At 68.5% G+C, this 25930-nt stretch carries 21 protein-coding genes; 1 reads left to right on the plus strand and 20 read right to left on the minus strand.

Annotation, left to right across the window (positions count from 1 at the left end; genetic code table 11):
- Positions 1 to 3: 3 nt before the first annotated feature.
- Positions 4 to 2235 carry a hypothetical protein gene (locus tag OEB96_RS42970; RefSeq protein WP_266222778.1) on the minus strand — a complete coding sequence of 744 codons (2232 nt, stop codon included), beginning with the start codon at positions 2233 to 2235 and terminating at the stop codon, positions 4 to 6.
- 17 nt (positions 2236 to 2252) lie between these two features.
- Complete coding sequence (locus OEB96_RS42975; protein ID WP_266222779.1) at positions 2253 to 4547, minus strand: baseplate J/gp47 family protein; 2295 nt, start codon at positions 4545 to 4547, stop codon at positions 2253 to 2255.
- Between the two features lie 193 nt (positions 4548 to 4740).
- Between OEB96_RS42975 and OEB96_RS42980 the strand changes: the two genes are divergently transcribed.
- On the plus strand, positions 4741 to 5532 hold the full coding sequence (locus OEB96_RS42980; RefSeq protein ID WP_266222780.1) for a hypothetical protein: 792 nt from the start codon (positions 4741 to 4743) through the stop codon (positions 5530 to 5532).
- Between the two features lie 8 nt (positions 5533 to 5540).
- Here OEB96_RS42980 and OEB96_RS42985 read toward each other — a convergent pair whose 3' ends face one another.
- The 18 genes from OEB96_RS42985 to OEB96_RS43070 form a co-directional block, all read right to left on the minus strand.
- A complete protein-coding gene (locus tag OEB96_RS42985; protein WP_266222781.1) occupies positions 5541 to 7994 on the minus strand; it encodes a baseplate J/gp47 family protein in 2454 nt (817 codons plus the stop codon).
- Positions 7991 to 8368, minus strand: a complete 378-nt coding sequence (locus OEB96_RS42990) for a GPW/gp25 family protein (protein WP_266222782.1) — start codon at positions 8366 to 8368, stop codon at positions 7991 to 7993. Before OEB96_RS42990 ends, OEB96_RS42985 begins: the two co-directional genes overlap by 4 nt.
- Before the next feature lie 3 nt (positions 8369 to 8371).
- Positions 8372 to 8701 carry a hypothetical protein gene (locus OEB96_RS42995; RefSeq protein WP_266222783.1) on the minus strand — a complete coding sequence of 110 codons (330 nt, stop codon included), beginning with the start codon at positions 8699 to 8701 and terminating at the stop codon, positions 8372 to 8374.
- On the minus strand, positions 8701 to 9225 hold the full coding sequence (locus tag OEB96_RS43000; protein WP_266222784.1) for a phage baseplate assembly protein V: 525 nt from the start codon (positions 9223 to 9225) through the stop codon (positions 8701 to 8703). The genes OEB96_RS42995 and OEB96_RS43000 overlap by 1 nt, the downstream gene beginning before the upstream one ends.
- On the minus strand, positions 9225 to 10406 hold the full coding sequence (locus OEB96_RS43005) for a hypothetical protein (RefSeq protein ID WP_266222785.1): 1182 nt from the start codon (positions 10404 to 10406) through the stop codon (positions 9225 to 9227). The genes OEB96_RS43000 and OEB96_RS43005 overlap by 1 nt, the downstream gene beginning before the upstream one ends.
- A 3-nt stretch (positions 10407 to 10409) precedes the next feature.
- Complete coding sequence (locus tag OEB96_RS43010; protein WP_266222786.1) at positions 10410 to 10697, minus strand: hypothetical protein; 288 nt, start codon at positions 10695 to 10697, stop codon at positions 10410 to 10412.
- Between the two features lie 7 nt (positions 10698 to 10704).
- On the minus strand, positions 10705 to 11397 hold the full coding sequence (locus tag OEB96_RS43015) for a hypothetical protein (RefSeq protein ID WP_266222787.1): 693 nt from the start codon (positions 11395 to 11397) through the stop codon (positions 10705 to 10707).
- Positions 11397 to 11642, minus strand: coding sequence for a hypothetical protein (locus OEB96_RS43020; protein ID WP_266222788.1), 246 nt, complete (start codon positions 11640 to 11642; stop codon positions 11397 to 11399). The genes OEB96_RS43015 and OEB96_RS43020 overlap by 1 nt, the downstream gene beginning before the upstream one ends.
- Positions 11635 to 13680 (minus strand): ATP-binding protein, encoded by a 2046-nt coding sequence (locus OEB96_RS43025; RefSeq protein ID WP_266222789.1) that lies wholly within the window; start codon positions 13678 to 13680, stop codon positions 11635 to 11637. The genes OEB96_RS43020 and OEB96_RS43025 overlap by 8 nt, the downstream gene beginning before the upstream one ends.
- 8 nt (positions 13681 to 13688) lie before the next feature.
- A complete protein-coding gene (locus OEB96_RS43030) occupies positions 13689 to 15104 on the minus strand; it encodes a DUF4255 domain-containing protein (protein ID WP_266222790.1) in 1416 nt (471 codons plus the stop codon).
- 4 nt (positions 15105 to 15108) lie between these two features.
- Complete coding sequence (locus OEB96_RS43035) at positions 15109 to 16047, minus strand: flagellar biosynthesis protein FlhF (RefSeq protein ID WP_266222791.1); 939 nt, start codon at positions 16045 to 16047, stop codon at positions 15109 to 15111.
- Complete coding sequence (locus tag OEB96_RS43040) at positions 16044 to 16817, minus strand: hypothetical protein (RefSeq protein ID WP_266222792.1); 774 nt, start codon at positions 16815 to 16817, stop codon at positions 16044 to 16046. The genes OEB96_RS43035 and OEB96_RS43040 overlap by 4 nt, the downstream gene beginning before the upstream one ends.
- Before the next feature lie 17 nt (positions 16818 to 16834).
- Positions 16835 to 17335, minus strand: a complete 501-nt coding sequence (locus OEB96_RS43045; RefSeq protein WP_266222793.1) for a phage tail protein — start codon at positions 17333 to 17335, stop codon at positions 16835 to 16837.
- A 28-nt stretch (positions 17336 to 17363) separates the two neighbouring features.
- A complete protein-coding gene (locus OEB96_RS43050; RefSeq protein ID WP_266222794.1) occupies positions 17364 to 19697 on the minus strand; it encodes a phage tail sheath subtilisin-like domain-containing protein in 2334 nt (777 codons plus the stop codon).
- Between the two features lie 550 nt (positions 19698 to 20247).
- Positions 20248 to 22497, minus strand: a complete 2250-nt coding sequence (locus OEB96_RS43055) for a peptidase domain-containing ABC transporter (protein WP_266222795.1) — start codon at positions 22495 to 22497, stop codon at positions 20248 to 20250.
- The gene (locus OEB96_RS43060) at positions 22494 to 23369 is read right to left on the minus strand and encodes a thiopeptide-type bacteriocin biosynthesis protein (protein ID WP_266222796.1); all 876 of its coding nucleotides are present in this window, start codon (positions 23367 to 23369) and stop codon (positions 22494 to 22496) included. The genes OEB96_RS43055 and OEB96_RS43060 overlap by 4 nt, the downstream gene beginning before the upstream one ends.
- On the minus strand, positions 23356 to 25527 hold the full coding sequence (locus OEB96_RS43065) for a lantibiotic dehydratase (RefSeq protein ID WP_266222797.1): 2172 nt from the start codon (positions 25525 to 25527) through the stop codon (positions 23356 to 23358). The genes OEB96_RS43060 and OEB96_RS43065 overlap by 14 nt, the downstream gene beginning before the upstream one ends.
- The gene (locus OEB96_RS43070; RefSeq protein ID WP_266222798.1) at positions 25524 to 25922 is read right to left on the minus strand and encodes a hypothetical protein; all 399 of its coding nucleotides are present in this window, start codon (positions 25920 to 25922) and stop codon (positions 25524 to 25526) included. The genes OEB96_RS43065 and OEB96_RS43070 overlap by 4 nt, the downstream gene beginning before the upstream one ends.
- Between the last annotated feature and the right edge of the window lie 8 nt (positions 25923 to 25930).

Consider the following 25930-nt stretch of genomic DNA (forward strand, 5'->3'; position numbering starts at 1 on the left):
TCGTCAGGTCTCGTTGATGAACTGGGGCAGACGCCCGACCGGCTGGAATTCGCGGACCTTGGCCTGGAGGCCATCTCGTCGGATCGGCCCGATGAGCGCGCTCCAGGCCCCGATCTCCGAGCGGTTCTCGGCGCCGCGCCTGATCGCTTCGGGTGCGAGATCGCTGAGCTGGGCGAAGCCCGCGTCGCCGAACCGCTGCGACACGAAGTACTGCGCCGGGAGCTCGAGGAAGTGCGACTCGTAGGGCGGGGGGTGCAGGCTGTCCGGAGGCGCGGCGCTGAAGCGGAAGCAGCCGTGTTGGTTGTCGGTCACGGTCAGCTCTCCGGCGATGAGCGCCTCGCTCGCGAACAGCCGATTGACCCGGACCCCGCCCAGCACCGTCACGCGCTCCATCTCGACCGTGCCAAGCCCGAGCTCGATCGCGGGCACGCCGACGCTCGGCGCCGCGACGATCGTGTCACGGAGCACCAGCCGCTCGACGAGGCCCCCTGCGCCGGCATCGACGGTGATCTCTCCCACGATCGACGACTCGATCTCGAGCAGATCCACGTTGCCCGCGACGACCAACCGCAGCCGAGGGATCAGCGTGCCGTCGGCCCGGACACCCCCCGGATCGAGGGTGCAGTGCCGGATGGTGATGCGGGTGAAGTCGCTGCCGATCCGAAGCTCGCCGATCCCGGTGCCGCCCCCGTCCGTGCCCAGCCACACGCCGTCGTAGTCCAGCGTGGCGCTGGCATCGAGCGAGTCGAGCGTGAACGTGCTGCCCACGCTCGGCCGGAGCTCGAGGTACGGTCGCTCGTAGTTGCCGGCCTGCACGACGGCGCCGCTGATCCCGGCCCAGCCCGTGTCCGTGGAGAAGTAGGTGCGGCTGTCGAAGAAGGTGTTGATCGCGGTGGGATCGGCGGCGGCCGCCGCCCCTCCGTCCGACCAGGAGGTGCCCGTGGTCGAGAGCTGCACGAACGCCTCGCGATCGTAGGTCCCGGCCCCGAGCTCCCCGAGCAGGCCATAGTGGTACCGGGTGAGCACCTCCTCGTCCGGGACGGGCGTCCGCAGGTACAGGCGTCCGAGCTCGGAGTCGATGAACACCGCGACCGTCGTGTCGAAGGGCTGAGGCAGGCACGTGTCCCACTCCGCGAGGTTGCCGGCCTCCACCACCCACCGCTCGACCACGTCACGATCGCGTTCGACCGCGAGTGCGGCGGGGTACAGGTGCAACTTGCCCGAGGCGTCGGTGAGTGCCGCCTGCAGGATCTGATCGAGCAACGTCGTGACGTCCTCGCCGGTCTCCTCGAAGATGACTTGCAGGCGAGTGGTCAGCCGCGTCTCACCGCGAAGCCTCAGGTCGAGGATCCGCTCGAGCGCCTCGCGCTGCGCCTCGGTGGCGGTGAGCCCCTCGATGATCGACTGCGACAGGAGGTACTCCGCGTCGCCGAGCAGCCGACACCGCATCGGGCCGGCGATTTCGTGCTCCTTCGCGGGCGTCCACGGCACTGGCCTCGAGTTCGGCTGGAACAGGTGCACGTCACGTCCCGTGGGGTCGAACGTGAACCGGCTGTCATCGAGTGCATAGGGATCGACTCCCCTGACCATGAACGCTCGCTGGCGGTAGAGGTGGAAGTTCAGCCTGGCGATGTCGTAGCGCCCGTCGCGACCGCGGAGCGTGCGTGGGTCGAACAGGTGCGACAGCTCGTCCCACGGAGTATCGAGCAGCTCCACCCCCACCGGTCGCCGCAGGTCGGCCCATCCTCCCGGCTGCGTGTCGGTGAGCCGCCCTCGCAGGGGGAGCGGCCGTGGGTCCAGGCCATGGCGAGCTCGCACCATCCGGCGAAAGCTCTCGACCATCACCCCTTCCCACCCCGCGATGTCACGGATGAGGGTCTCGAGCACCAGCGGCGTCCCGGCCCGCCGCCGGTAGAAGATCGTCTTCGCCACGTCGACCCGCTGGCCGCGACGATTGAGCGCCGAGATCAGCCGAGTCTTCACCAGCGCCCCGATGTACGGAATGGCCCAGTCGTCGCACCACGCGATGAACTGGTCCTCCCACAGGCGATCGATGCTTCGCCGCGAGCTCGCGGCCTGCTCGCCGATCGACTCGATCAGCGCCCGGAGCACGCCCGGGTTGGGGTTCGACGACGCACCGTCCTCCGCCTTGTAGACCTGTGGAATCCAGTCCCACAGCTTCTCGGTGAAGTACTGCGCGAATCGGTCGTCGGCGGGGCTGGGGTCGATGATCATCGTGAGCTCCTGACCAACTACGGACCGCAGGCGTGGACGGGGTCGGTCGACTCGACCGAAGACACCGTGATGCTCGCCGCGTCGAAGGCGAAGTAGGCTCCGTCGCCCGGATCGGCCCCGGCGCAGGCAGTGAACATGTCGACCGCGCTGCCGGCCACGAACAGCGAGATGCTCGTCACCGAGACGACACCCGGGACCCGGAGGATCCGTTCGAACACGACGCTGCGGTACACGGTCTGCCCGATGCCCATGTTCTGCGGGACGAGCGGTCCGGTGTCCTCGTCGAGCAGCGCATCCTCCACCGCCTGCGCGACGTCCGACTCCACGAAGCGCGTGTCGACGAGAACTCCCACGGCGAGCGTGGCCGCTCGGGGCGTGGCCTCGGCGAGGCTGAAGCGCACGCCTGGCTCGGCCTGCAGTCGAATCGAGGACTCGAGGTTGGCATGAAGCGGGGTGCCGACGTAGACGATCCGCACCAGGGCGCAGTGCTCGACGTCGTCCCACGTCCACTGGGCGCGGGCCGTCACCACCCCCGGCTCCATCCGTGCCCGTGCCTCGAAGTCTTGCACCGACACCAGGCGACCGAGCAGCAGCGCCTCGCGGGGGGCGGAGGTGCGCAGGGTCTGTGGCGATTCCGGATCGGAGCCGCCCTCGGCGGGCCGCGGGTTGGTCACGCTCAGCACGCCCTTGATCGCCCCCGCCACCGAGTTGATCGTGTTGGCCGGCGGCCGGGTCGCGCCCACGCCCGCGCGATAGTTGGCGACGATGTTGTTGGTCCCCGTCGGCGCTCGCCGCCCGCGGATGCCGTCGCCGAACGTCACCACCGCGCGTCCGTCGTCGATGTCGTTGCGGACGGTGTAGACCTCGTCGCTCGGGCCCTGGCCGAAGAAGCTGTCGACCTCCTTCCAGAGGATCCCGTTGACCCGCACCTGCAGCGTGGATGCCAGCCGGCCCGGTCGGCTCTGGTCGGGCAGGTAGGTCAGGTCCCTCCGCGCCAGCTTGAACGAGAGGAACGGCGTGCTGGAGTCGCCCGAGCCCAGCAGCTCGTTGGCGACGGTCTCACCGCGAGTGACCTCGAAGACGTTGCCGCGGATGGTGACCGGAGCGCGCAGCGAGCCGGGGAAGGTCTGGCCTTCGCTCAGCTTGAAGCGCAGGCGTCCCGGGATCCCGTCAGGGACCACCTCGCCCTGGACCTTCACCGCTTCGCCGTCGGCACCGACGAGGAAGAAGGTGCCGCTGCGGAACGGCTCGGGCGGGAGCTCGTTGACGCCCTCGAGCGCAACGCCCTGGGCGGGGAGGTCGTTGTTGGTGATCGTGGTGTTGGCGGCGCGGACGAGGCGGCCGGCGCGGACGAGGCCGTAGTGGATGGTGTAGATGGCGACGCTCTCGTCCGTGAAACCGAGCGTCTTGGTGAAGCCAATCAAGGTCACCGGTGCAACCACGTCGGGATCACCCGAGGCGATGATTACGGATGCACTGGTCTTTCCTTCAATGAGATAGTTGATCGTTGCTCCCTCCACCGACGAAGGACCCGCGTTTTCGTCCTTCTCCACGATCACCGCTTGTCCCGTCTTGAGCGCGCGATATACCGCGTCAAGGTAGAACCCCTGCACGTAGTTACCAGTCTTGATCACGGAGAAACCACCCAAGACGGGATCGTACGTGGAAGGCGATGCCGAATTCGAGGGAACGAGGATCTCGACGTCGTCCACATGTGTGAGCGATGAAAATAGTGGCGGATAATCGACCTGGACCTCGATGAGAGTGCGCCCGGTCGACTCTCGGACCGTTCTCACCGACAGGACCCGAGCCGCATCGAGGCGCGTCTCGCCGTCGCTTGGCCAGCGGAATAGGACGAGGCTGCCGCGAGAGAGCCCGACTCCGCTCTCGGGCTCCAGCAACAGGCGCTCCGAGGAGGTGCCCACCGTAGTCGCTCGAATCGGCGCGACCGCCCAGCCGTTGACCGCCGGATGGGCCAGGGCAGTCGCCGCGTTCTCGAACACCTGGGGCGGCTCATCGTCGATCGCCTCGCTACGAACTCCAGAGAGAGGGATCGGGACGGAGCTATTGCCCGACACGCTCACGCTGATGCTCGCGGCCGAGCCGCTACCCGGACGGGGTCGGAAGCCGAGCAGCCCCAGCAAGCGGGTGAGCCCGCGGTCGCGCTTGGCGGTGCCGAGGTACGACTCGTCGGCGACGATGGCGTCGTAGAACCCCAGGACATCGGCCACGTAGGACCAACCCTCCACGAGCAGGAGGCCGAGGTCAGCATCCTCGGCGCGCCATGCCGACAGGGCGGCCTTGCTCCTCATCGTTCGTAGCGTGGCCCCACGTACGTTGCTGAACGTCTGGCGCTGCCGCGGGAGCGATGCCAGGCCGGCCGCGATCTCCGGTGCCTTCGGCGGACACTTGCAAGGTGTTTCTTCAGGCACGGGTGACCTCGTTGGTGCAGGAGAAGGTGTTCTGTTGTGGAAGCTCGAGTGGCCGCGCTACCCTCGCTGGACCATGAGAGCCTGGTTGTCCCGGTGCTTCATCCTCGGCATGGCGGTAAGCGCCGCCTCGTCGATCTCCTGTCAGTCCGAGCCACAAGAGGGATGCACGCCGGGAACGGAGGGCTGCGAGTGCAGCACCCCCACTCCCTGCTTCGCAGGGCTCGTCTGCCTCTCCGGGCTGTGTGTGCGGCCCCAGGACACCACCGCCACCTCGACCGCCACCGCGACCTCCACGGTGGGAGAAACCTCGAGCGCGAATGGAACCGCGAGCACGTCGGAGGACGCCGATTCCAGCGGCAGCGCAAGCGCGGACACGACCGAGGGGGTCGGTGGTTGCCAGGGAACCGATGGCACGGCCAGCTGCCCGTGCCTGGCGGGCAACGAGTGTCTCGGTGATCTCACCTGCGACAGCAATCAGACGTGCATCTGTCTCAGCGGCACTCCGTGCGGAGACAGCGACTGTGTCGAGGACTTCCAGACCGACAATCGCCACTGTGGAAGCTGCGGTAACGCCTGCACGACCTTTGCGCAGGTGATCGGCGCCTGCACGGACGGCGAGTGTTCTCCGACCCTCAGTGACTGTGTGCCGACGAGTGAAGTGACCACGTGCGATGCTGTTTGTGCGGCACAGGGGCGGAGCTGTGTTGCCCAGGGCTGTGGCCCGAGCAGCGTCTCGTGGGTGCAGTACGGAAATGCAGGGAGCTGTGATCGACACACTCCGCAAGGCACCGGAGTCAACGCCTGCACCGACGACCTCTCGGCCGTCGTGGTCCAGGACTTCCTGCGCTGCTGCTGCACCCCCTAGCCTGCGCATCACGCCCCTCCCTCCATCACCAGCCGCAGCACCCCGCGCTCGGGGTAGCTGTGGTCGTTCTCGAGCCGGATCACCTCGTTGTCGGCCACCCGATACTCGAGCTCGGTGAACGGCCGCAGCTTCTCCACCCCGCGCGGCCGGATCCGCATGCCCTCGACCGCCCGCACGCCCTCGACGGCCTGGATCCTCGCCTCCAACGCAGCGCGCCGCAGCGGCGTGCCGAAGCTGAAGTTGTCGGGATCGAAGAACCCCACGATGGGCTGCGGCGCCGCCTTGCCCGTGAGCTGACGTAGCACCCGCTGCGCTACATCGCCGACGAACGCGGTAGACGCCACGCAGACCGTGATCTCGAGGTCGATGGGCACGAACTTCGGATCGCGCACGATCACCTCGCGCCCGGCCTGACGCACCCGATCGAGCGCGTCCTCGAGCTCGGTGCGCGGCTCGGGCAGCAGCTCGAAGGTCCCCAGCGGATCGGGAGCCACGAACACCGACAGCCAGCTCCCGGTCCACCGAAAGCAGCCGTTGGCGCGCTGCACCCAGGGCAGGCGCTCGGCTTGCTCGGCGTAGTCCTCGGGACGCACGGCCCGATGGGTGATCGCACGCCAGGCCTCGGGCACGAGCTGGCGGATCACCTCGGGATCCTCGGGATCGACCCCGTTGGTCACCGCCAGCGGGTTGGTGATCGCCTGGACGAAGTCGGGCATGTTGCGACCCGAGCCCGAGGGATCCTCGAGCGCCACGATCGTGTCGCGTGCGACGTTGGCCCGCGCCCCGCCCCCGTCCCGGTAGGTCACGCGAAAGTAGTTGCCCTCGTCCGCGTTGAGCTCGGGAATCCGGCCGAATTCCCCGTCCCCAAAGCGAATGGTGAAGCCCGTCCCGACCGCGTAGTCCTCGTGGGTGATCCTGGTGCCGATGCGATCGAAGTGGATGATCTCCCGCCAGATCCCGTCGTCGAGCGTGAACTGCCAGTCGGAGGACTGAGCGTCGAGGATGCTGCGCACCCACGTCCACTCGACCTCCCCTCCGGTCGTGACCTCCGTGAGCACGACCTCGGGGATCGCCGAGCGCAGATCATCGCCCAGCCACGCGAGCCCACGAGTCTCGGTCTCTCGCATCGAGTACAGGTGGATCGGCGTGCGCTGCCCGGTGGTGGCGTCGAGCGGACCCTGCCGCTGTACCGCCTCGGGCAGCCCGAGCCCGTTGGGCCCGATGCTGAACTCCTCGACGAAGCGCTGACCCGCCGTGGCCGGAAGCACGTTCGCCCGCACCACCGTGTGATTCAGATCCAGCTCGAACGGCGTTGGCTCGTCCCATATCAGCCGGGTGAGATCGTTCCCGAGCAAGGCATCCTCCGCCGTGGGATCGACCGAGACGAGCCTCACGAGGATGCGACGCTCGGGCACTCCAGCACCCACGTCCTCGTTCTGTCGCAGGAGCAGCCACTTGCCCCCTTCCTGGGTCAGCCACGTGTCCGGATCATCGATGGGATGCCCGCTGATCATCATCTCGGTCGAGCCGCGAGGTAGACAGCGCTGGCTCTCGTCGTAGACGTAGGGCAACAGCTCGTTCCACGCGTCGGACACGTCGAATCCTCTGGTGTCGTGAAGGCCCAAGCCGATCTCGAACGCGAACGACTCACCGTCCTCGAAGTTGGCCCATGCCCGCGAGCCCGCGTCCACCTGACGGACGCCCGGATCCGGAGCGTCGATCTCGAGATCGAGCATCGTGCTCGCCGCCCGTCCGTCGTGGATCTCGTAGTCCACGAGCCGCGCGAGCTGCCGCAGCGAGCGCCGCTCGGTCGCCGTCTCGAGGTGGGCCTGGTACGAGTACTGGTCCTGGATGTAGCTCAGCTCGTCGCCGAGCGCGGCGTAGAGCTCGAGGATCATCGTGCCGATGTCGGCCTCGGTCCCGTTGGTCCACGTGGGATGCCGCTGCTTCGAGAACTCGTGGAGCACCTGCTTGAATGACTCGTAGTCCCGGGCCAGGTAGTCGATGTCGACCAGGATCTCCGGATCGGGCAGGCACTCCTTGGCCGGCGGCTCGCAGTCGAGCGCGGGCTCGATCTCGCAGCCCTGCTTGAAGCCGAACACGACCCCGTTGAAGAACGCATCGACCCGTTCATCGTCGATGGTGAGCCGGTACTTGGAGAAGTCCCCCGGCTCCGCGGTGTCGACCTGCAGCACGCTGCGCCCGCTCACGGGGTCGACCACGAGCACCGCGTCGACGACCTCGACCCGGGACACGCTCTCCCCCCCGCTCTCGCTGACGATGAGGATCGTCTCGAGCGCGGGCGGAGTGGTGCCGAAGTCGATCGCAGGGAGCGTCGGATCGACGAAGAAGTAGATCCACAGCCGGGTCTGATCGCAGGGGTCCACGACCCGCACGAAGTCGATCCCGGTGATCTCATCCTGCGCCTCGAGGGCGGCGAGGCGGTCGGGAAGAACGATCACAGCGTGACCTCCAGGTTGAGCACGTCCGACTGCCCGCGCGAGAGCACGGTGTAGACGACCTTCACCGCGAGCGCCTCCTCGCGCGCCTCGGTGGTCACGTCGTCGACGGAGATCACCCCCCCGAGCCACTGCTCGAGGTTCTGCACGATGAGCGTCCGAACGAGCGACGCCGTGGTGTCGCTGTTGGGCCCGAACACCGCGCGACGTAGTCCGGCCCCCACGTTGGGCTCGTTGATCCGCTCGCCCGGGCTCGTGAGCAGCAACTGAATGATGAGCTGCTTGACGTGCTCATCATAGTCGCGCTCGAGCGCGATCGATCCACGGCTGGCATCGAGCGCGAGCGGGTAGCGGATGGAGTCGACGCGTTGGGCCATGGCTCAGGTCGTCACGAGGCGAGGGTTGGCAGCGATCACCAGCGGCATCCCGGTCGGAACGACCGGAGGTGGCGGGGGTGATGGATTGGGCGAGTAGACGATCCCCTGGGAGCTCTGGCTCACCATCGGGACCCCCGCCGCGAAGGTCCGGGTGTTGGGCGCCACCCAGTTGGCGAACACGAACGCCGGCGGCACCAGCACCACGAAGTCGACGGCGGTGCCGACCCGTCCGAGCTGGCCGAACACGCGGGTGTTGGGGCTCAGGCTCGCCGTGGCGGGCACACCCGTCGGGTCTGCAACCTGGGCGAAGTTGTCGATCGTGGGGCCGGCCATCAGGTCACCGTGAGTCCGCCGAGGTTGACGGTGAATGCAGGGAAGGTGAGGTTGGTCGAGCGGGGCCCGGCTTGTGCGTTGACGGCCGAGCTCACCAGGAGAATCTGGGTCGGGTCGATGCGCACGCTCGTGCCCGGGGCAGAGATCACGATCTGCTGGATCGCCTCGTCGAAGCGAATGCTGAGCCCCTTGGCCTTGAAGAACTTCACGGTCGGAATCGCATCGGTCGGCAGGAGATCACCGGGTTTCCAGAAGCACCCCACCCAGATCGGCAGGCTTGGATCACCCTCCTCGAACTCGATCCACACGGGCGTGCCGGGATCCGGGAGCGCGAACAACCCCTGCTGCACCCCCGCATACGGCACACACGGCAGCGCCCACACCGGCTGCAAGCCCACGACCGACGGCACCTGGACGAGCAAGCGCCCACGGAACATCGGATCGACGTTGTTGACCACGGTGCCGCGATGCTTGCCGTAGTACTTGCGGTTGCTGACCACGCCGGGTTGGTTGTCGTTGGACATTAGATCGCGATTCCTTGGGCGTTGCGCCGCAATTGGATGGACATGCGATGAGCGTTGGAGTCGATCTGATGGGTGACCGCATCCACCCAGTACTGACCCTGGTTCTCCCCGCCCGTGCCCTCGACGCGCACGAACATGTTCGGCTCGACCAGAGCGTTCGTGGCTTCGCGCGTGGTCTCGACCTGCCCTCGCACGAAGAACGCGGCCTCCGAGATCGCGGCCTCGGCTCGTGCGTAGGCCTCGGCCACCCCGCCCCCGCCCGAGAACTGCAGCGTGGGAGGAGGGAGGCGAACCCCCGCGGCGGCCTCGACGGGCCGCAAACCAAAGGGGATCGAGTTGGCGGGGATCCGGGGCATGAGGATCGGCACCACGGCTCCGGTGTTCTCGTCGAGCCGGTAGCCGGTGACGACGTAGGGGACCTCGGAGCTCGCGGTCGACTCGAATTGGTTCGTCGTGGTCTTGAACCCGCACAGCGACTGGGAAGCGGCGTTGAGCCGAAGCACGGGAATGGTCGTCTGGGGCACGAGCGGCGGGGTGGGGGGTGCGGTTGGCCGTGCCCGCATGGGCGCGGTGCGAAAGTGCCCCACATCGATGAGCGCTGACCCTGGCGGGACCACGCCCGGAGGAACCATGGTGCTGACCCAGAAGTTGAAGCCATTGCGGCGGGCACACTGGCGCACGAAGTCCAGATCGCTCTGCGACTGCACCAACATGCGATTGACGGGGTCGTAGATCACACTCGTGGCCTCGACGTCGGGCAGGAGCTTGTGCGTGGCCAAGATCGCCATGACCGACGTGGCCTCCGTGCCCACCCACACCCGCTGCTGATCGACACGGTCCATGACCACGCAGCGATCCGAGCCCGTCACGACGAACGTCGATCCGGGGCCCCCCACCTTTCCCTCGAAGCCGCGCTCCTCGATGGGTCCGTTGATCAGGCACTTGTAGAGCACCCCGTCCCTGAGCACGATCGCCAGCTCGTTGTCGAAGCCCCCCAGGAACGAGGGCTGCAGCCGAGGATCGTTGACGATCGAGAAGTCGCCCCGGGAAATGTCGGTCTCGAACGTGACGCGATAGCGACTCGTTCCGTCGCCCATCTGCTCTACGGTCACCTCCGACACCGCCTCGGAGAGGAGCGGTGCCGGGATTCGGTTGACATAGATGGCGATCTCGAGGCTCATGGGTCAGATCATGGGAGCGCGCCCCGAGGCGGGGATGAAGAGGATGTCGACCCCGGCCAGCGAGTCGGGGAGGACGGCGCCGTTGAGCGCCGCGATGCGCCAGTACCCCGTGGGGTCCTTGAGGTAGAGGTTGGCGAGTAGATCGAGACGCTCTCCCTCCCGTCGAACGTGTCGGCCGATCGCGAGCTCCCGGGGGGGGCTCGGGACGACGACCGCCCGTACGCGCCGACCCGCGAGGTCGGTGGTCTCGAACGTTGCGGCGTGAGCGTAGCGGCTGCGCTGGGAAAACATGAGCACCTCAGATCGGCAGGAGTCCGCGAATCGCATCGACGGTGTTGGCGACGTTGGCCACGGCCAGGACCTCGCGCTGGGCTCGCCAGGCGGTGTAGGCCGCGATCGCCAGCATCACCGCCGGCGAGGGGATGGGGCGCTGGCACTGGAAGTCCGAGGGCCGCAGGATCGTGAGCCCCACCGTGGCCTTGGCCTGGATCGGGAACAAGCTGGGGTTGAACAGCTCCTCCTCGATCTCCAGGCTGTCGACACGCACGGGGACGATGCGGCCCGGCCCGAACACGAAGAACACGATCGGCACGGTGGCCCGGGGCACCTCTAGACCCGCTGCGGCCGCGATCAATTGCGCGGCCTGCCCGAGCGGACCGGGGGTGGAGAAGACGAGCTTCTCGAGCGAAGCCAGGCGCGATGCGACTCCGGAAGCCTGAGCGAGCGGTCGCCCCTCCTCGAGATCGTCGGTGGCATCGAGCTCGAGCGTGAGCGAGAAGCCTTCCTCGGGATCGAACGGGCGCGCCACCGGGCTGGACAGCCCGCGTCCCGTGGAATCGGGCTCGGCGGGGCTGTCCATCGAGAACCGCCGAGTGAGCGTCTCGGGGTTGTACTGGAACGAGATGATGTTGGGGATCGGGATCCCCACGGTCTCGAGCAGCTGCACGAGCGCGCCCTTGGCCAGCCGCGCGTTCTGTCGCAAGCCGACCATCAGCCGAGCCTTCCTCTCAGGGCACGAGCGATCGACTGCGCCACGAGCTCCGGCCCCGCGCCGTGCCCCACGGTGACCCTCAGCCGCACCTGCGGCAGGTCACCCGCCGGACCCAGGCCGCTCGCGCCCAGGCTTGCCTGCAGGTGCGAGGCGATCCTCGCTCCGTCCTGCCGTGTCCCACCGGGAACGCGGATGCTCATGCGGCCGATCTGCAGGCCACCGCTCGACGGAGATCGCTCAGCCATGTCTCCTCACCACCCTTCGGTTCTCGGCGCTCATGCTCATGCCTTCCTTGGCCAGCTCCCGATCGACGCCGACGAACAGGTCGTCCGTCGAGAGCCGTGCTCCGCGTCGACGCGCGTGGAACAGCGCGGCGAGCACCGCGTTCTTGATCTCGGCTCCCGACAGCGTGACGACCGCGCCGAGACGTTCCAGAGTCGACGAGAGCCCGGGTTGGGCCTCCGGGCACAGCTCGCCGACGACGCGCTGCCAGATCTCCACGCGCTGCGCCACATCGGGCCGCGGAAACGTGAATACATAGCGGATCCTGCGGATGAAGGCAGGATCGATGTTGCCCCGCCGGTTCGACGCGAGCAGGGCGACGCCACGGTACTGCTCGAGCAACTGCAGCAGATAGCCGGTGTCCGCGTTGGCGTGTCGGTCGTGAGAGTCCTTGAGCTCGGTGCGCTTGGCAAACATCGCGTCGGCTTCGTCGAACAGCAGCATCGCGTTGAGCCGAGACGCACGCTGGAAGATCTGACGCAGGTTCTTGGCGGTCTCTCCGATGTACTTCGACACCACCGTGGCGAGGTCGATGCGGTAGAGATCGAGCCCGAGCTCGCGTGCGATGACCTGGGCCGCCATGGTCTTGCCCGTCCCCGGCGGGCCCGCCATCAGACCCACCAGCCCCGTGCCCCGCGGAAACAGGCGGCGGGCGGCCGATGACTCCCAAAACGCCGCCCGATCGAGTGCCTCGAACGCAAAGGCCTGCAGAGCATCACGGAGGTGATCGGACACCACGAGGTCATCCCAGCCGAACGATCCAGCCAGGTTCTGAGCGAGGTCGCCCAGCCGTCCCCGACCCAGCTCGCGCACCATCGCCTCCGCCTGCTCGAGCGAGGATGGAGCACGCCGCCAGACATCGACCAGCTCGCCGATGGTGAGGTGGTGCGAGGCCACCAGACGCTGTACGGAGTCGGCGGGCCAGGTCCGGGACTCCGGCAGCAGACGGCCCCACAGCTCGAGTGCCTCCGAGCTCGTCGGCGCGTGCAGCTCGAAGCGGTGATCGGCTGCGCGAAGATCTCGGGCTACGGGCTCGCCTTCGCGACACGTGATCATCTGCAACATCGTGGTGGGCACGTGAGTCGGCCAGCTCCGCTGGGACGGCAGGTCCACCCACACCAAGCCGACTTGCTGCAAGGTCGCGAATCGCTGGCAGAGCATGAAGAACCGTGGCCAGTCCTCCTCGCGAACCGATGACGCATCGACCCCGAGCGCCTGCGAGCCCAGCTGCTCCAAGACGAGGGCTGCGAGCGTGCGTCGACCGACCCCGGAGGGTCCCGACAGGATCACGCGCAGCGGTATCTCGCGCTCGAACGAGCGATGGATGGTCTCCAGCACCTCGGCGACCGGCCAGTGTCGTAGCGGCGGGTGCGTTGCGATCGGTCGTAGCCAGTGCGAGAGCTGGGCGTCCATCCGGTCGACGCCCCGAAGCCAGTCGCGCACGTAGGCGTTGCATGCAAGCGGCGGCTGCTCGCCCGCCACCGGCTCGCCGACGTGAACGAGCTCCCACTCGTACAGCGCGGAGTCGTTGGCCAGCAGGTTCTCATGCCCGTATCCGAACAACCGCGTTGCGATCCCCGCGGTGGGGATCGCTCGCCCCGACGGGTGCAGGGCCCCCAGCACTCTTCCCAGCCGCGGCTCGATCTCGACCGCAAACAGGAGCTGGAGGAGATCGAGCTCTGGAGACCCGAGCCCAAAGCGTGTCCCGAGGATCGCGAACCTGGACTCCGGGAACCGCTCGAGCGCGTGCTCCACGGCCTCCAGTCGCGCCGAGGCCGCGCGGAGCTCTTGAGCGTGCTCGAGCCACATCGCCTCTTCGTATGGTGAGTCGAACGACGGGAGCTCGAGCGACGTCGGCTCTCGAACCCCGCGGTGCTCTCCGAGGTGGCCCAGCCAAGCCACTCGTCGCTCGAGCCGCAGTCGCACCCGCTCGAGCACGAGCTCGCACTCCGTTGGTGCGGCCTCGTCGGCACGGACTCGGGTGGTCGAGACGAGTCTCATGGCTGTTCTCAGGGGCGCTCGATCCACGCCGGGGGGGCGTCGGCCCCGTTCACGAGCAGGCGCAGGGGAAGCGGGCTGTTCGGCGTGAGCGCAGCGTCGAGCTCGGGGGTGAGCTCGAACTGCACGAGGCTGCCCCCCGCGTCGATCTGGAACTCTCCGGCCGCGGGGGCACCAGAGCTCTCGACGAACGCCACGCCTCCGATGAACAGGAGCACCTCGACGTCGGCATGGAGGAGGTAGTCGCCGACGATCGTGAGCGATCCGCTCTGATCCATGTCGGAGATGCTCGGCACCTCGTGGATCTGCGGGGTGACGGTGAGTCCGACCGCGTTGGAGAGCATCTCGAGCGTTCGCGTCGACCCCGGGTCCGAGAGCGTGACCGTGCGCGACACGGTCACCCTTGCCGTGTAGCTGCCGGGCAGCACGTCCAGCGTGACGGCGTCGACGTCGACCTGTGGCCGCACCCGCACGCGCACGAGGTGCTGGGCGGTGATGCCCCCCGCATACCAGTAGGGGTTGTCGTCCCTCGAGACGACGATCGTCCCGGTCGGATTTCCAGGCTCGACCCAGCGCGCGCTGGACAGGTGAAGGGTCGTCCCGTCGCGAGCCAGGCCGGTCCCCTCGAGATCCAACCGGTTGTTGCCGTCCGCGATCGACGGCAACGCCGGAATCAGGGCCGAGTCATCTTGAGTGAGCAACGCGACCCTGGCCGGAGACAGCTCGATGGCCCGGTCGAGGGACCCCACGTTGGCCGGCAGCGCAAAGCCGATCCGGCTCACGCCGCGGGTGAGCTGAGGAGAGCCGTCGGTGAAGACGTACGTGCCGAGGCTGAGCACGAGGCCGGCCGCCGCGAGGGCCGGCGGCTCCGGTCGCAGGAAGATCGTTCGGACCTCGTAGTAGGCCGACAGTCGAGTGACCGAGTTCTGCTCCGAGGACCAGAAGCTGATCGAGTCCTCGGGGGGCAGCGGGCGGTAGATGATCTCGATGACGTTGCCCGGGTCGATGTTGACGTGCTCGAAGACGTTCGTTCCACCCACCACCGTGTGCTCGTTGATGACCGGGACGTCGTGCAGGGCCTTGAGCGCTCCGCCGAACAGCAGCTGCTCGCGCAGCGTGTTCTCGTTGGGCGACGTGCCGCCCTTGTGATGCGCCGTCAGCACGAAGTACAGATTGAGCCCCATCGGCGCCTGGGCCACCTCGGGCACGCCGATCCCCCCGGACATGGGTGGTGCGTTCCGGAAGTGGGGATCCTCCTTCACGTGATAGAGAAAGAGGCTGAGCACGTTGTCCGTGGTCTCTTCCGACACGTCGTCGGGTGGGGCCGATGTCGGGTTGGCCTCGAGAATGCCGAGGATCTCCGGTACGCGGGTCTGGAGGACGAACATGATCGCCTCGGTGACCAAGCTGAGCTCGAGCAGGGGCACGTTGCTAGCTCCTCCCCATTGCGAAGCGTCGCTTCGAGGGCCTCGGTCCGATCGGCGGACGGGCAGGCCGCGCGGGGCTCGTGGTCCTTGGAGCCGGAGCCCGGACCGGCTCTCGGATCACCTCGATGTGCAGCTCGCCGATCGTCACCCCCGACGAGCCGGTGCTCGTCGTCTGCGCCGGGTTCATCGTGGGCATGAGCGGGTCACGTGGGACGGGCTCGAGAACGAACGCGCTCGGGCGCACCGGCGAGGGCTCCGCGGGTGAGCGCGGGGCTCGAGCGGGCTGGTCCTCCGGCAGTCCCGCCACTCGCATGATCTCGACCAGAGGGTCGTGATCGTGCTGCGTGGGGATGCGTCCACCGTCCGTGGCCGTCTCACGGTTGGCATCGGCGATGGTGCGGCTCACGTGCCCGAGGGTTCGAGCGAGATCGAGGACCCCACTCGAAGGAATCGATGACGACGTCCGCGAGGCTGCGACTCGCGTCGGAGTCGTCTGGGTCACCGTGGTCTTCAGCACGCTCGCCTGAGCGCGGGTCGGTGCCGCGTCGAAGCCGGGTGGTGCCTGCTCACTCGCTCGGGCCGCGGCCGTGGTTGACACGCTGGGCAGCGCTCGGTCGTCCATGCGTGGCGGCGGGCGGCGCTGCGCCTGCCCTCGAAGGCCCGGAGGCTCGGCCTGGGGCGCTCTGGATGGCCGCGTCGGGATCCGTGGGGTCTGCACCGGCGCAGGCACGTCGACGTTGCCGGCCAGGCGCTCTTCCGTGGTCGGAAGCGGCGGCTCGGACGTGGCCCAGGGCTCGGGCCCCGCGGCGCCCACCGACTCGAGCCCGTCGACCGTCGGGAGCTGATCGTGCTGTACGATCGGCGAGCCGATGCGCACGGCTGGCGGAGGAACCGACGTGGCCCCCGCGAGCTGCCCTGCGAGTCGACCGAGGTAGCCCCTCATGTGCGCCTCCGCCGAGCGGCCGCCTCGGCCTCGGCCAAGGCCACGTGCTCACGACGCAAGGAGCGGGGCAGCGCGAGGATCTCCGACAGGCTCCAGCGATAGGAGGTTGCCAGCCGGTGCACCTCGCGAACCAGCCATGTTCGCTCGCGAGCCATCGCCAAGCGGAAGAACTGCGAGATCTCGAACGGTATCGAGAGATCTGCGTCACAGTGCGGGCAGGTCGCCGACAGCTCGAGATCCAACAGCGGACCCACTTCGGCCATGAGCTCTTCGACGTCCTCTCCGTCCGCCTCGTGCTCGACGCACCGCTCTCGCAGCACCGCGAGGGTGCGCTCTTGCGGAAGGCCAGTGAGGCGAGACTGATCCGCGAGCGTCGGCAGACGAAATCGCGTACCGGCTTCGGTAGCGTAGTCGCCGTGTGCCCCACGTCGGCATCGGCCGTCCCCGCCGGCCATCATCTGCTCACAGAGGTCTTGCATGGACAACTCGAGCTCGAATGCTTCACCGCAGCGGGTACACCCGTTGCGGCACGTCACGACGTCACCGAAGGACTCGGTGTAGAGGGTGGCGAGCAGACGATCACGATCCGACACCGTGACCTCGTCGAGCTCATTCGTGTCGAGGTCGTCGACGTTCGTGGGGGCGAGCAGCCCTCGCAGCAGCTCCGGTACCTCGCCGGCCGCGGCGCGGAGCTCGTCGGTGCCGCACATCTCACGCATGCGCACGCGCTTGCGTGCATGACGGCCCGACTGGATTACGGTCACGCTCACCCGGGCCCCTGCCTCTCTCAGGTCTCGGAGATCTCCACGATCGAAGTGTCTCGCTCGAAGCCCTCGTTCTGGAGCGTCAGGCTCTCGAACGCGATGCCCGAGCCGTTGGCATCGAGTTCCGGCAGCGCGGTGAACTCCGACGGCCAGCAGCGCATCACGTTGTACGCGCGCACGACGGTGCCCTGGAGGTTGAGCATCTCGATGCGGATGTCCTTGCGGAACCGCAGCAGAGAGACCCCGCCGTCACCCTCGGCGCTGTAGACCATGTTCGCCCATGCTTCGAACTCGGGGGCGAAGGTGATCCCACGCTCGAGCGAGATCGGATCGAACTTGGTCGTCGATGGCGACAGTCGCGGCGTGGAGATGTCGCCACCCTCGCGGTGAGTGACGATCTCCGTCGATCGCTTGAGCGCACCGACCTTGCTGACTCCTGCGACGATCAGGCCGTCCCAACGGACGCGAAACCTGAAGTTCTTGTACGGATCGATGCGGTGGGAATTGACGCTGAATTGTGCCATGGAAGACCTCGTCCTCGCTCATGCGAGCCTAGACCTGGATTTCGCCGGCCTTCTGCTGAAGGGAAATGACGACGAACTCTGCTGGTTTGAGCGGTGCGAACCCGACGATGACGTTGACGATGCCAAGGTTGATGTCGTTCTGCGTCGTGGTCGACCTGTCACACTTTACGAAGTAGGCATCGCTCGCCTTGGTGCCTGCGAACGCTCCCTGACGGAACAAGTTGTTCATGAAGGAGCCCGCCGTCAGCCGGATCTGGGCCCACAGCACCTCGCCGTTGGGCTCGAACACCGCGAACTTCAGCCCGCGGACCAGGCTCTCCTCGATGAACAGGGCAAAGCGTCGAACCGGTGCGTACTTGTAGTCGTCGTTGCCCGAGTTGTCGAACCCGTCCATGGTCCGGGCTCCCCACACCGTGATGCCATTGGGGAAGACACGGAGGGCATTGACCGCCTGTGGGTTGATCACGCCATTTTCCGGGTCCGAGATCATCCGCTCGAGCCCCTGTACGCCGCGCACGTCGGCCTCGATGCCGGCCGCAGCCTTCCACACCCCGCGTGAGCCGTCGGTTCGCGCCATGATGCCCGCGACCGCGCCGCTCGGATCGACCTTCACCGGCAGGCCGGTGACCGTGTCGATGGTGCTCAAGCGAGGCCAGTACACCGCGGCGTGGTCCTTGACCAGGCCCGCCCGGAGCTGCGCGATGTTGTCGACCGTCGTCCCGCTGAGGACGTCCTGGACCGTGGTCCACTCCGGGGGATCGACCAGGAGGAACGCGCGCCGCTGCTGACAGAACACGCTGGCAGCCCCCCACAGGTCGGTTCGGTCGACTCCGGACGACCGGGGCAGGACCAGCAGGTTGAAGAGATCGACCTCGGCGTCGATGATCTCGTAGGCGTTGGAATAGGCGCTGGGCGTCGCCGGAGCCGTGCCGTCGTTGCCGGCCGTGCCCGACTGGAACGTGGCCGGGAGGCCTCCGAGGCCGAGTCGATAGAAGCGCGCGTTCTGGCCGAAGGTGAGCGCGGCCGTGGTGGTGACGGCCCCGGTGAAGTTCGACGACTGCGAGCCCACCGGTCGCAGGACGAGCTCTGCGCCCTCGACGTCGGCAGCCCAGTTGAACGTGACGCTTCCCGCGGCCGCCGTGTTGAAGGCGCTGGCGATCTGATCGAGCTTGTGCCGTACGTTCGAGTACGACTCGTACGACGTGACCCCCGAGGCATACATACTCTGGCCCGCAGGCAGCAGCGTCAAATCGACCTCGTGCGGGGCCGTTCCGCCGTCGTCCACTTCCAACAGCGTGATGTCGTCCGTGTCCAGGATGGCGAACTCGTTGAGGTTGTCGAGATCGGTCCCCAGGGCATGGAAGCTGCCCGTGGGTGCAGGTCGCGACCCGGCGTAGGCCCCGATCTCGATCCCTCCCTGACCGGCGCCCAGACCCAGCGTGGTCGCGATGTCGGCGCTCAGGGTGCTCCCGGGAAGGATGACCACCGAGGCGGTGTCGGAGGAGGCATGCACGATGCGAATCGTGTACCAAGCGCTCGTGGCGAGCTGCTGGAGCGAGACGGTGACCACCCCTCCCCCCAGCGCGCTGGCATCGATCGCGCTCTGGATCACATCCGTACCGTCGGCTGGAGCATCCGGCACGGGACCGATCGTCACCGGGGTGAAGGTCGAACCTCCATCGATCGAGATGCGGAAGTCGGTCCTCCCCGCCGCCTCCTCGAGGTCGAGGACGTCGCGCAAGATGTCGTTGCCGTCGAACAGCCGATCCGAGTACGAGGCACCGGCAGCCGGGGCTACCGCCAACGATGTACCGACCACGAGATCCGAGTCGTTCGCGAGCACATCGACCACGAACCGACCGCTGGCCGGATCCATCGAGAGGTTCTTGTGGCTCTCGACCTTGCTCTGCGAGAACACGCCGGGGCTCGTCTCGGTCTCGACGAACACGCGCAAGTTGAAGGTCGAGCCCGGGGTGGGCGTGGCGTAGTCCACCTCCGCCCGGATCTGCTGCCCACCCGTGCCCGGGTTGCGCGCGGTCAACACCAGGGTGTCGTCCCCGGCCTCGTTCGCCATCGTCGACGTGGCGGCCACCGCGTTGTCGGCGATTCGCATGACGTAGCAGCGCTCGCCCCCGTTCTGGAAGAACAACCGCACCTGGGTGGCCATCTCGCTCGCCGAGGTGTCCGGCCCGAACGCCCGCTCGTAGTCAGTGAACGAGAACAGCAGCGTCGGCTTGTTCAAAGGTCCCTGCGACGTGAATCCGACGAACATCGCCACGGAGGTGGACACCCCCGTGATCGTACGAGCGCCCGAGGAGACTTCCTGGATGTACACCCCCGGATAACTTACTTGGACCGCCATCTTCTACATGCTCCCCGCTCGGAACGACCATCTCGTCGCCTGCCAATGCCACATGACAAGCGATCGTTTGGTGACTCGAATGAATCTTCGTGCCCTCGTCCCGTGACGACGTCGTCAACGACAGGACGATCACCGACACATACGATGGTCGGGCACACCGCCCCCACGACGTCACATACCATCCGCCGTTGCGTGAACAACCGCGGACGGCCCGGAGGCATCACTACGTATGGAGGGATAGCCCCACATACGCAAGGAGTTTGTAGCAAAAAAAGGAATGCTCGATATCGACAGCCCAGGAGAGCCGAGCTTCCTTCATTCAATGCATCGTCATTTCGAATCGTTAGACCGAACGACGATGGGCGACATCGCTACTGTGTCCCCAATCGCTCCGCGCGGGAGCGAACGCCGGATCCAGAGTCGAGCCCTCGCGCGTCAGACGTACGAACAGAACCGATCGAGACACCATTCACATTGCGTGGGGCTCATTACGGGTCGAACCCAACGCGCCTGTTGCGTTCGTCTCAGCCGATTCCGCGCCCGAGATCGATCAATCAACCGCGCGGGCTTCTCGACCGTGGTGGGTTGCGTCTACCAGCCGGCGGTAGACGCCATCACGCACCAGCAGCTCGTGATGCGTCCCCCGATCCACCGCCTGCCCCCGATCCATCACCACGATGACATCGGCATCGCGCACGGTATCGAGGCGGTGGGCGATGGTGACGACGGTGGCTCCGAGTCGACGCAGCGCGTCGTGGATCGCCCGCTCGGTCACGGTGTCCAGCGCACTGGTGGCCTCGTCGAGCAGGAGCAGCTCGGGGCGCCGCACCAGCGCACGCGCGAGGGCCAGGCGCTGGCGCTGACCACCCGAGAGCGTCGATCCACCATCGGTCAAGCGCGTGTCGTAGCCCATGGGCAGCGCCTCGATGTCGTCGTGGATCCGAGCCAGCCGCGCCGCGTGCTCGAGCTCCTCGCGCGTGGCATCGGGCGCGGCCAAGGCCAGGTTCTGCGCGATCGTCATGTCGAACAGGCACGCCTCCTGCGTCACCACCCCGATGCGACGCCGCAGATCCCGGAGATCGAGGCGATCGCTCGGAACGCCACCAACGCACACCTGGCCCTGCTGCGGCGGACACAACCCCAGCAGCACGCGCGCCAGCGTGGACTTGCCCGAGCCCGACGCACCCACGATCGCGACCCTCTGCCCCGGCTCGATGGTGAGGCTCACGTCGCGCAGGGCCCACGGTGCACCGGCCCCGTAGCGCACGCTCACGTCGCTCAGCTCGATGGCCCCGGCCAGATCGGCGCGATGGGCCCCGCACCGCAGATCCTCGGTCGGCGTGGCGTGGATCTCCTCCACGCGCTCGACGTGGCTGACCGTGGTCTGCAGGCGCACGGCCGTCTGGACCAGGGCCGACAGCGGGGTGAGGAAGGCCAGCGCGAGCTGGGTGGCGCCGAGCATGGCCCCCAGACCCAACCGACCGCTCGTGACGGCATGAGCACCCAGCACCAGCAGGGCCAGCGGGCCCAGCAGGCGCAGGCTGGCGGCCACTCCGTCGAAGTAGGCGTTGAAGCGCCCGCGCGCGCGAGTGGCCTCGAGCACCTGCTCGAACTGCCGATGGAATTGCTGGGCTGCCTCCGGCTCGCTCCCGGTCGCCTTGAGGGTCTCGATGCCCGCGAGCATGCGGGTCAGCGAGCCGCGAGCGCGCGCCTCGTGGTGCAGCTGCGCCGCGGTCAGCTCGCGGTGGCCTCGATGCGACAGCCAGAGCTGACCAAGGTAGGCGGCAGCCAGCAGCACCGCCACCAGCGCCAGGTGGACGTCGAGCCAGGCGAGCAAGGCGAGGTAGGTGACGACCAGGAGCCCATCCATCACGGTCGACACCGCGCCCTGGGTGAGCGCGTCGCGAAGCTGGCTCGTGCTCGACACCCGCATCATCAGGTCGCCCAGGCTACGCTGCTGGAAGAACGAGGCCGGGAGCGCGAGCAGCCGATCGACGAGGCCGGGGACCAACACGCGATCGAAGCGCTCGTGGAGCCGGACCAATGCCAGCGATCGCCCCACGGTGGTGGCAGCGTGCGCCAGCACCACCAGCAGGCCTCCCACGAGCATCGTGCCGATCCCGAGGCCCGCACTGGGAACCATGAGCCCGTCGACCACCAGCGCGGTGAGCAGCGGCACCGCCAGCGACCACACGAGCAGCAGCAGCGACAGCGCGATCGACAGCGAGAGGAGCCTGGGCTGGGCGAGGAGGATGGCGAGGTAGCGGCCATACGGGGAGCGCGGAGGCTGACGCCGCTGCAAACCCTCACCCGGCCACAGCTCGAGCGCGAGGCCGGAGAACCGCGCACGAAGGCCGGCCTCGTCGAAGCGACAGCGCCCGACGCCGGGGTCGACCACGGTGACGATCGACGGGCGACCACCCCGACCGGGCTCGACGCGCTCGAGCACCACGAAGTGCTTGCGATCCCAGTGCAGGATGGAGCCGGGGCGCAGGCGATGGAGCGCCGCCGCGGACAGCCGCAGGCCCCGCCCGACGAGCCCCTGCGAGCGTGCGGCCTCGAGCAGGGCCCACGCGCTCGCACCATCGCGACCGGGCGCGAGCAAGGCGGAGAGCTCGCCCGCGGGCACGTGGCGCCCGTGGAACGCCAGCACCATGCGCAGGCAAGTGGCCGCACAGTCGGTGGCGGTGCTCTGGGCCATCACCGGAATTCGCCGCCCGCGGCGGGTCCGGCCGGGCGAGGGCGCCGTGATCGGCGGCTCGACGCGAGCATCGAGTGCGGCGTGGGCTTGCAAGCTCATGGGGTGGGCTCCATCGTGCGCGGTGAGCTCGGGGCCGGCCGCGGATCGAGCTCGCGCACCGCCATGCGACACAGCGCGACGATGGCCGAGGGCGACAGGCACCACAGGTTGAAGGAGAAGCTGGCCACGGTGCCGAGCAGCGCCCGGCGACCGCCCTGCAGCGTGCACTCGTCGTGGGCGCGGGCGAGGCCCGCGGCGAACGCATCGGCGGCCGCCTGCCCGCGCTCGAGCAGCGCGCGCTCGGCCGGGCTCGCGCGGCCCGCGATCGCGGCCAGGGGCAGGCCACGAGCCCCGCCCACGTCGCGTGGGGGCACGGCGGGCGTCGTGAGCTCGTAGGCCCGCAGGAGCGAGAGCCACACGTCCCACGCCTCCTCGGGAGCACCGAGCGAGCGCAGCAGCAGCTCGCCCTGGAGGATCAACGCCATCACGTCACGACCGAGTCGCGTGCCGCCCGAGCGTGACAGCCGCTGCCACCCGAGCCACACGCGAGTGCTCTCGCTCAGCCACGCATGAACCAGCCGTAGACCCGCCGTGCCACCCAGTCGCGCGACCTCGGGCTCGTAGGTGGCCCACCCCCACCCGTCCACGACGCCGCGCGCCTGCTCGGCCTGCAGGAGCGCCTCGAGCCGATCGCGAGCGGCGACGTCCAGGCCCGGCCCACGCACGCGGATGCGCAGGCCCGGTGCCTTGCGCACGAACCATAGCTCGATGGCCTCGGGGCGCTGCGCCTCTTCGAGCCAGCGCTCGAGACCATCGAACAGCGACCATGCCCCGCCACGGAGCGAGCCCGCGGACTCGGACACCGTCACGTTGAGCTGGGACCAGCCGTCGGCATCGACGGGCGACACGATCAGGGCCTCACACACGTCCATGGGTGCGCTCCTCGTGGGTGCTCGGGATCGTCCACGCACACGGAGTGCGACGTACCGGGAGCACCAGCTCGACGAAGTGATGCCCGTGCGGTCCGGGCAGCCACGCGGCGTCGAGCACGTCCTCGATCACGATGGTCTTGGATCCGGCGCCCTCGAAGGCGGCCTCGATCGCGAGCGGCCCATCGGTGGGGACGAGCAAGCCGGGCCGAGCCCCGCAGTGGATCCGCACCCAGCGCGACCAGCCATGGGTCTGCACCAGCGCCTGCCAACGCACGAAGCGCGCGGCCCCACGCACCGCCAGCAGCTGCTCGGTCTCCGCGTCCGAGAGCTGCACGCGCCGGGCACGTCGTGGGGCCAGGTCGTCGGTCTCGGGCTCGAGCGCCGCGGGCTCGGCCTCCGTGGGCTCGAGCCGATCGTCGAACGACGTGGTCATCAAGCGATGGGTGATCGCGTCCGAGCTGGGGATCGCCACCGCCGTGAACACGTGCGCCGCCAGGCGCCGCTGACCGTACGCGGCCACCACGGCGCTGGAGGACGGACCGGGCACGAGGCGTAGCTGCTCCACGCGCGGCCCGTCGCTCGCGGTCCCCCAGGGATCGAGGATCCCGTCGACATAGCGCGGCCGAGCCTGGACGTTGGGGCTGCCGTCGGTGGAGCACACCAGATCGACCGATTCCACCCCGTGCTGGCGCTCGAGGTCGCGGTAGGCGGCCCGAAACCAGGGCAGCAGCGCATCACCACGGGACGCGAGGTGGTAGGCATGGCGCGCATGCGTGACGGTGGGCGCATGGCTCAACCCACGCACCCACGGGGTCGCCAGGCCCTCGACACCGGGTCGCAGCACCAACGCGCCCAGCGGCGGGCCGCCGCCATCGGTCGACCCGGGCATCACGTCGTCCAGCGTGGGCTGGGGCGCCGCGGTGACCCGCCCCTGCGCAAGGGCAGCGGCCCGCGCGGCCCGACGAGCCCATCGACGATGGGTGTGATTGCGGTGCTCGAGCGCGGCCCAGCGCCGAAGCAGCCGCTCCACGCGGCGGCGGTCGTGCCGGCCCAGCCCGATGCGAAACGGCGCCGTCTCGTCGCAGCGCAGCAGTGCCGTCGGCAGCGAGGGACACGGAACCCCGAGCGCCACCGCGAGCCGCTCCACCACCTCACGCGCCCGCCGCTGCCCCTCGAGCACCACCGTCGCGGCGTCCGTACCCGCGTGTGATCCGGCTCCGGGCGCGAGCGCAGCCTCGAGCGCTCGATCGACGGCCTTGCAACCGCACCGCAGCTCTTCGTACGCAGCCGACCACGCCCCTCGGTGCTCGGGGTCGAGCCGCGCCACGACCCCCTCCAGAGCCTCCCACGGCGTACCAAAGCGCGCAGGCAGATCGAGCCCGCCGACCAGCAGACCCGCCTCGAGCGCAATGCCCAGCAAGGCGTGACGCACCGGGCCACGGACCTCGGGGCCGAGCGCCTCGGCCAGCATCGGCAGCGACCGCGGGCGACCATCTCCCCAGCGACTCGCCATGAGCGACCACGCCTCCGATGCCGGCAGGACCGTCCACTTCAGCCCTCCGTTGGGCGGCCGGCGCCCGTGGATCCATCGCCCACCGTCGTCACGCTGCAGGGTAGGGTCGAGCCGGTACGGGCCCCGCTCGCGGTAGGGCTCGCAGGCGGAGAGCGACCGCAGCAGCGCGCGAAACGGGCCGAGCTCGGGCGCCACGTGGCACCTGGGCGCGCACGGCTGCACCGTGGTCTCGGCCGTCTCCTCGAGGCTCGCCAGCGTCACGCTGGTCCACAGCCCGCACGGCTCGATCCGCCCGACCGCGCGCGCCAGGTAGCGGTAGAGCGAGGTGTCGAGATGTCGCGCCCGCTTGTTGCGGCGAGGCGACGGGGCGGACTGCGACAGATCGGCGAGCAGCGCGGGGCTCGACAGCGCCAGCCCGCAGCGCACGCGAGCGTCTCCCGCAGTGTGGCGCCACAGCGCGTGCCGATGCTCCGCGATCACGCGCTCGTACTCGGCAACGAACGAGGGGTCCCCGCCTGCACCGGCCGTCGCGGCGCGTCGCGCCAGCTCGGGAGTCGACAGCACCTCGAGGGCCTCGATCGGCACGCTGGCGATGCGGGCGACGGCCGCGGGCGCGAGCGCGAAGGTCTGAGATCGCGCGCTCATCGCCCCTGCGTCTCCGTGTTCGCATGGCACGCGTGGAATCCACGCACGGTGTGGATCGCGAGGTGATCCCTCATGCGCTCGTCGATCGCCACCGCGTGGTGCTCGAGCACCTTCGACAGCGCCACGAAGTCGTGCATCACCTCCCAGAACGCGGACAGCTCCATGCCGGAGAAACGCAGCCAAAGACCGAAGTCCGAGAGCGCGAGCAGGCCGTACTCCTTGCGCCACCAGCGGGCCATGGCCTTGACCTCCTCGGGGGTGGGCTCGATCCCGCAGCGTCGGGCCTCGGCCGCCGCGAGCATGCGCGCCAGCACCACCTTGCGGTCGGCAGGAACGAGATCGGGGAGCCGATCGGGCGGCGGGGGGCAGACCCGCAAGGAAGTCGACGAAGTCATGGTGTCCT

The sequence above is a fragment of the Paraliomyxa miuraensis genome (assembly GCF_026337845.1).
Lineage (GTDB): Bacteria > Myxococcota_A > Polyangia > Nannocystales > Nannocystaceae > Paraliomyxa > Paraliomyxa miuraensis.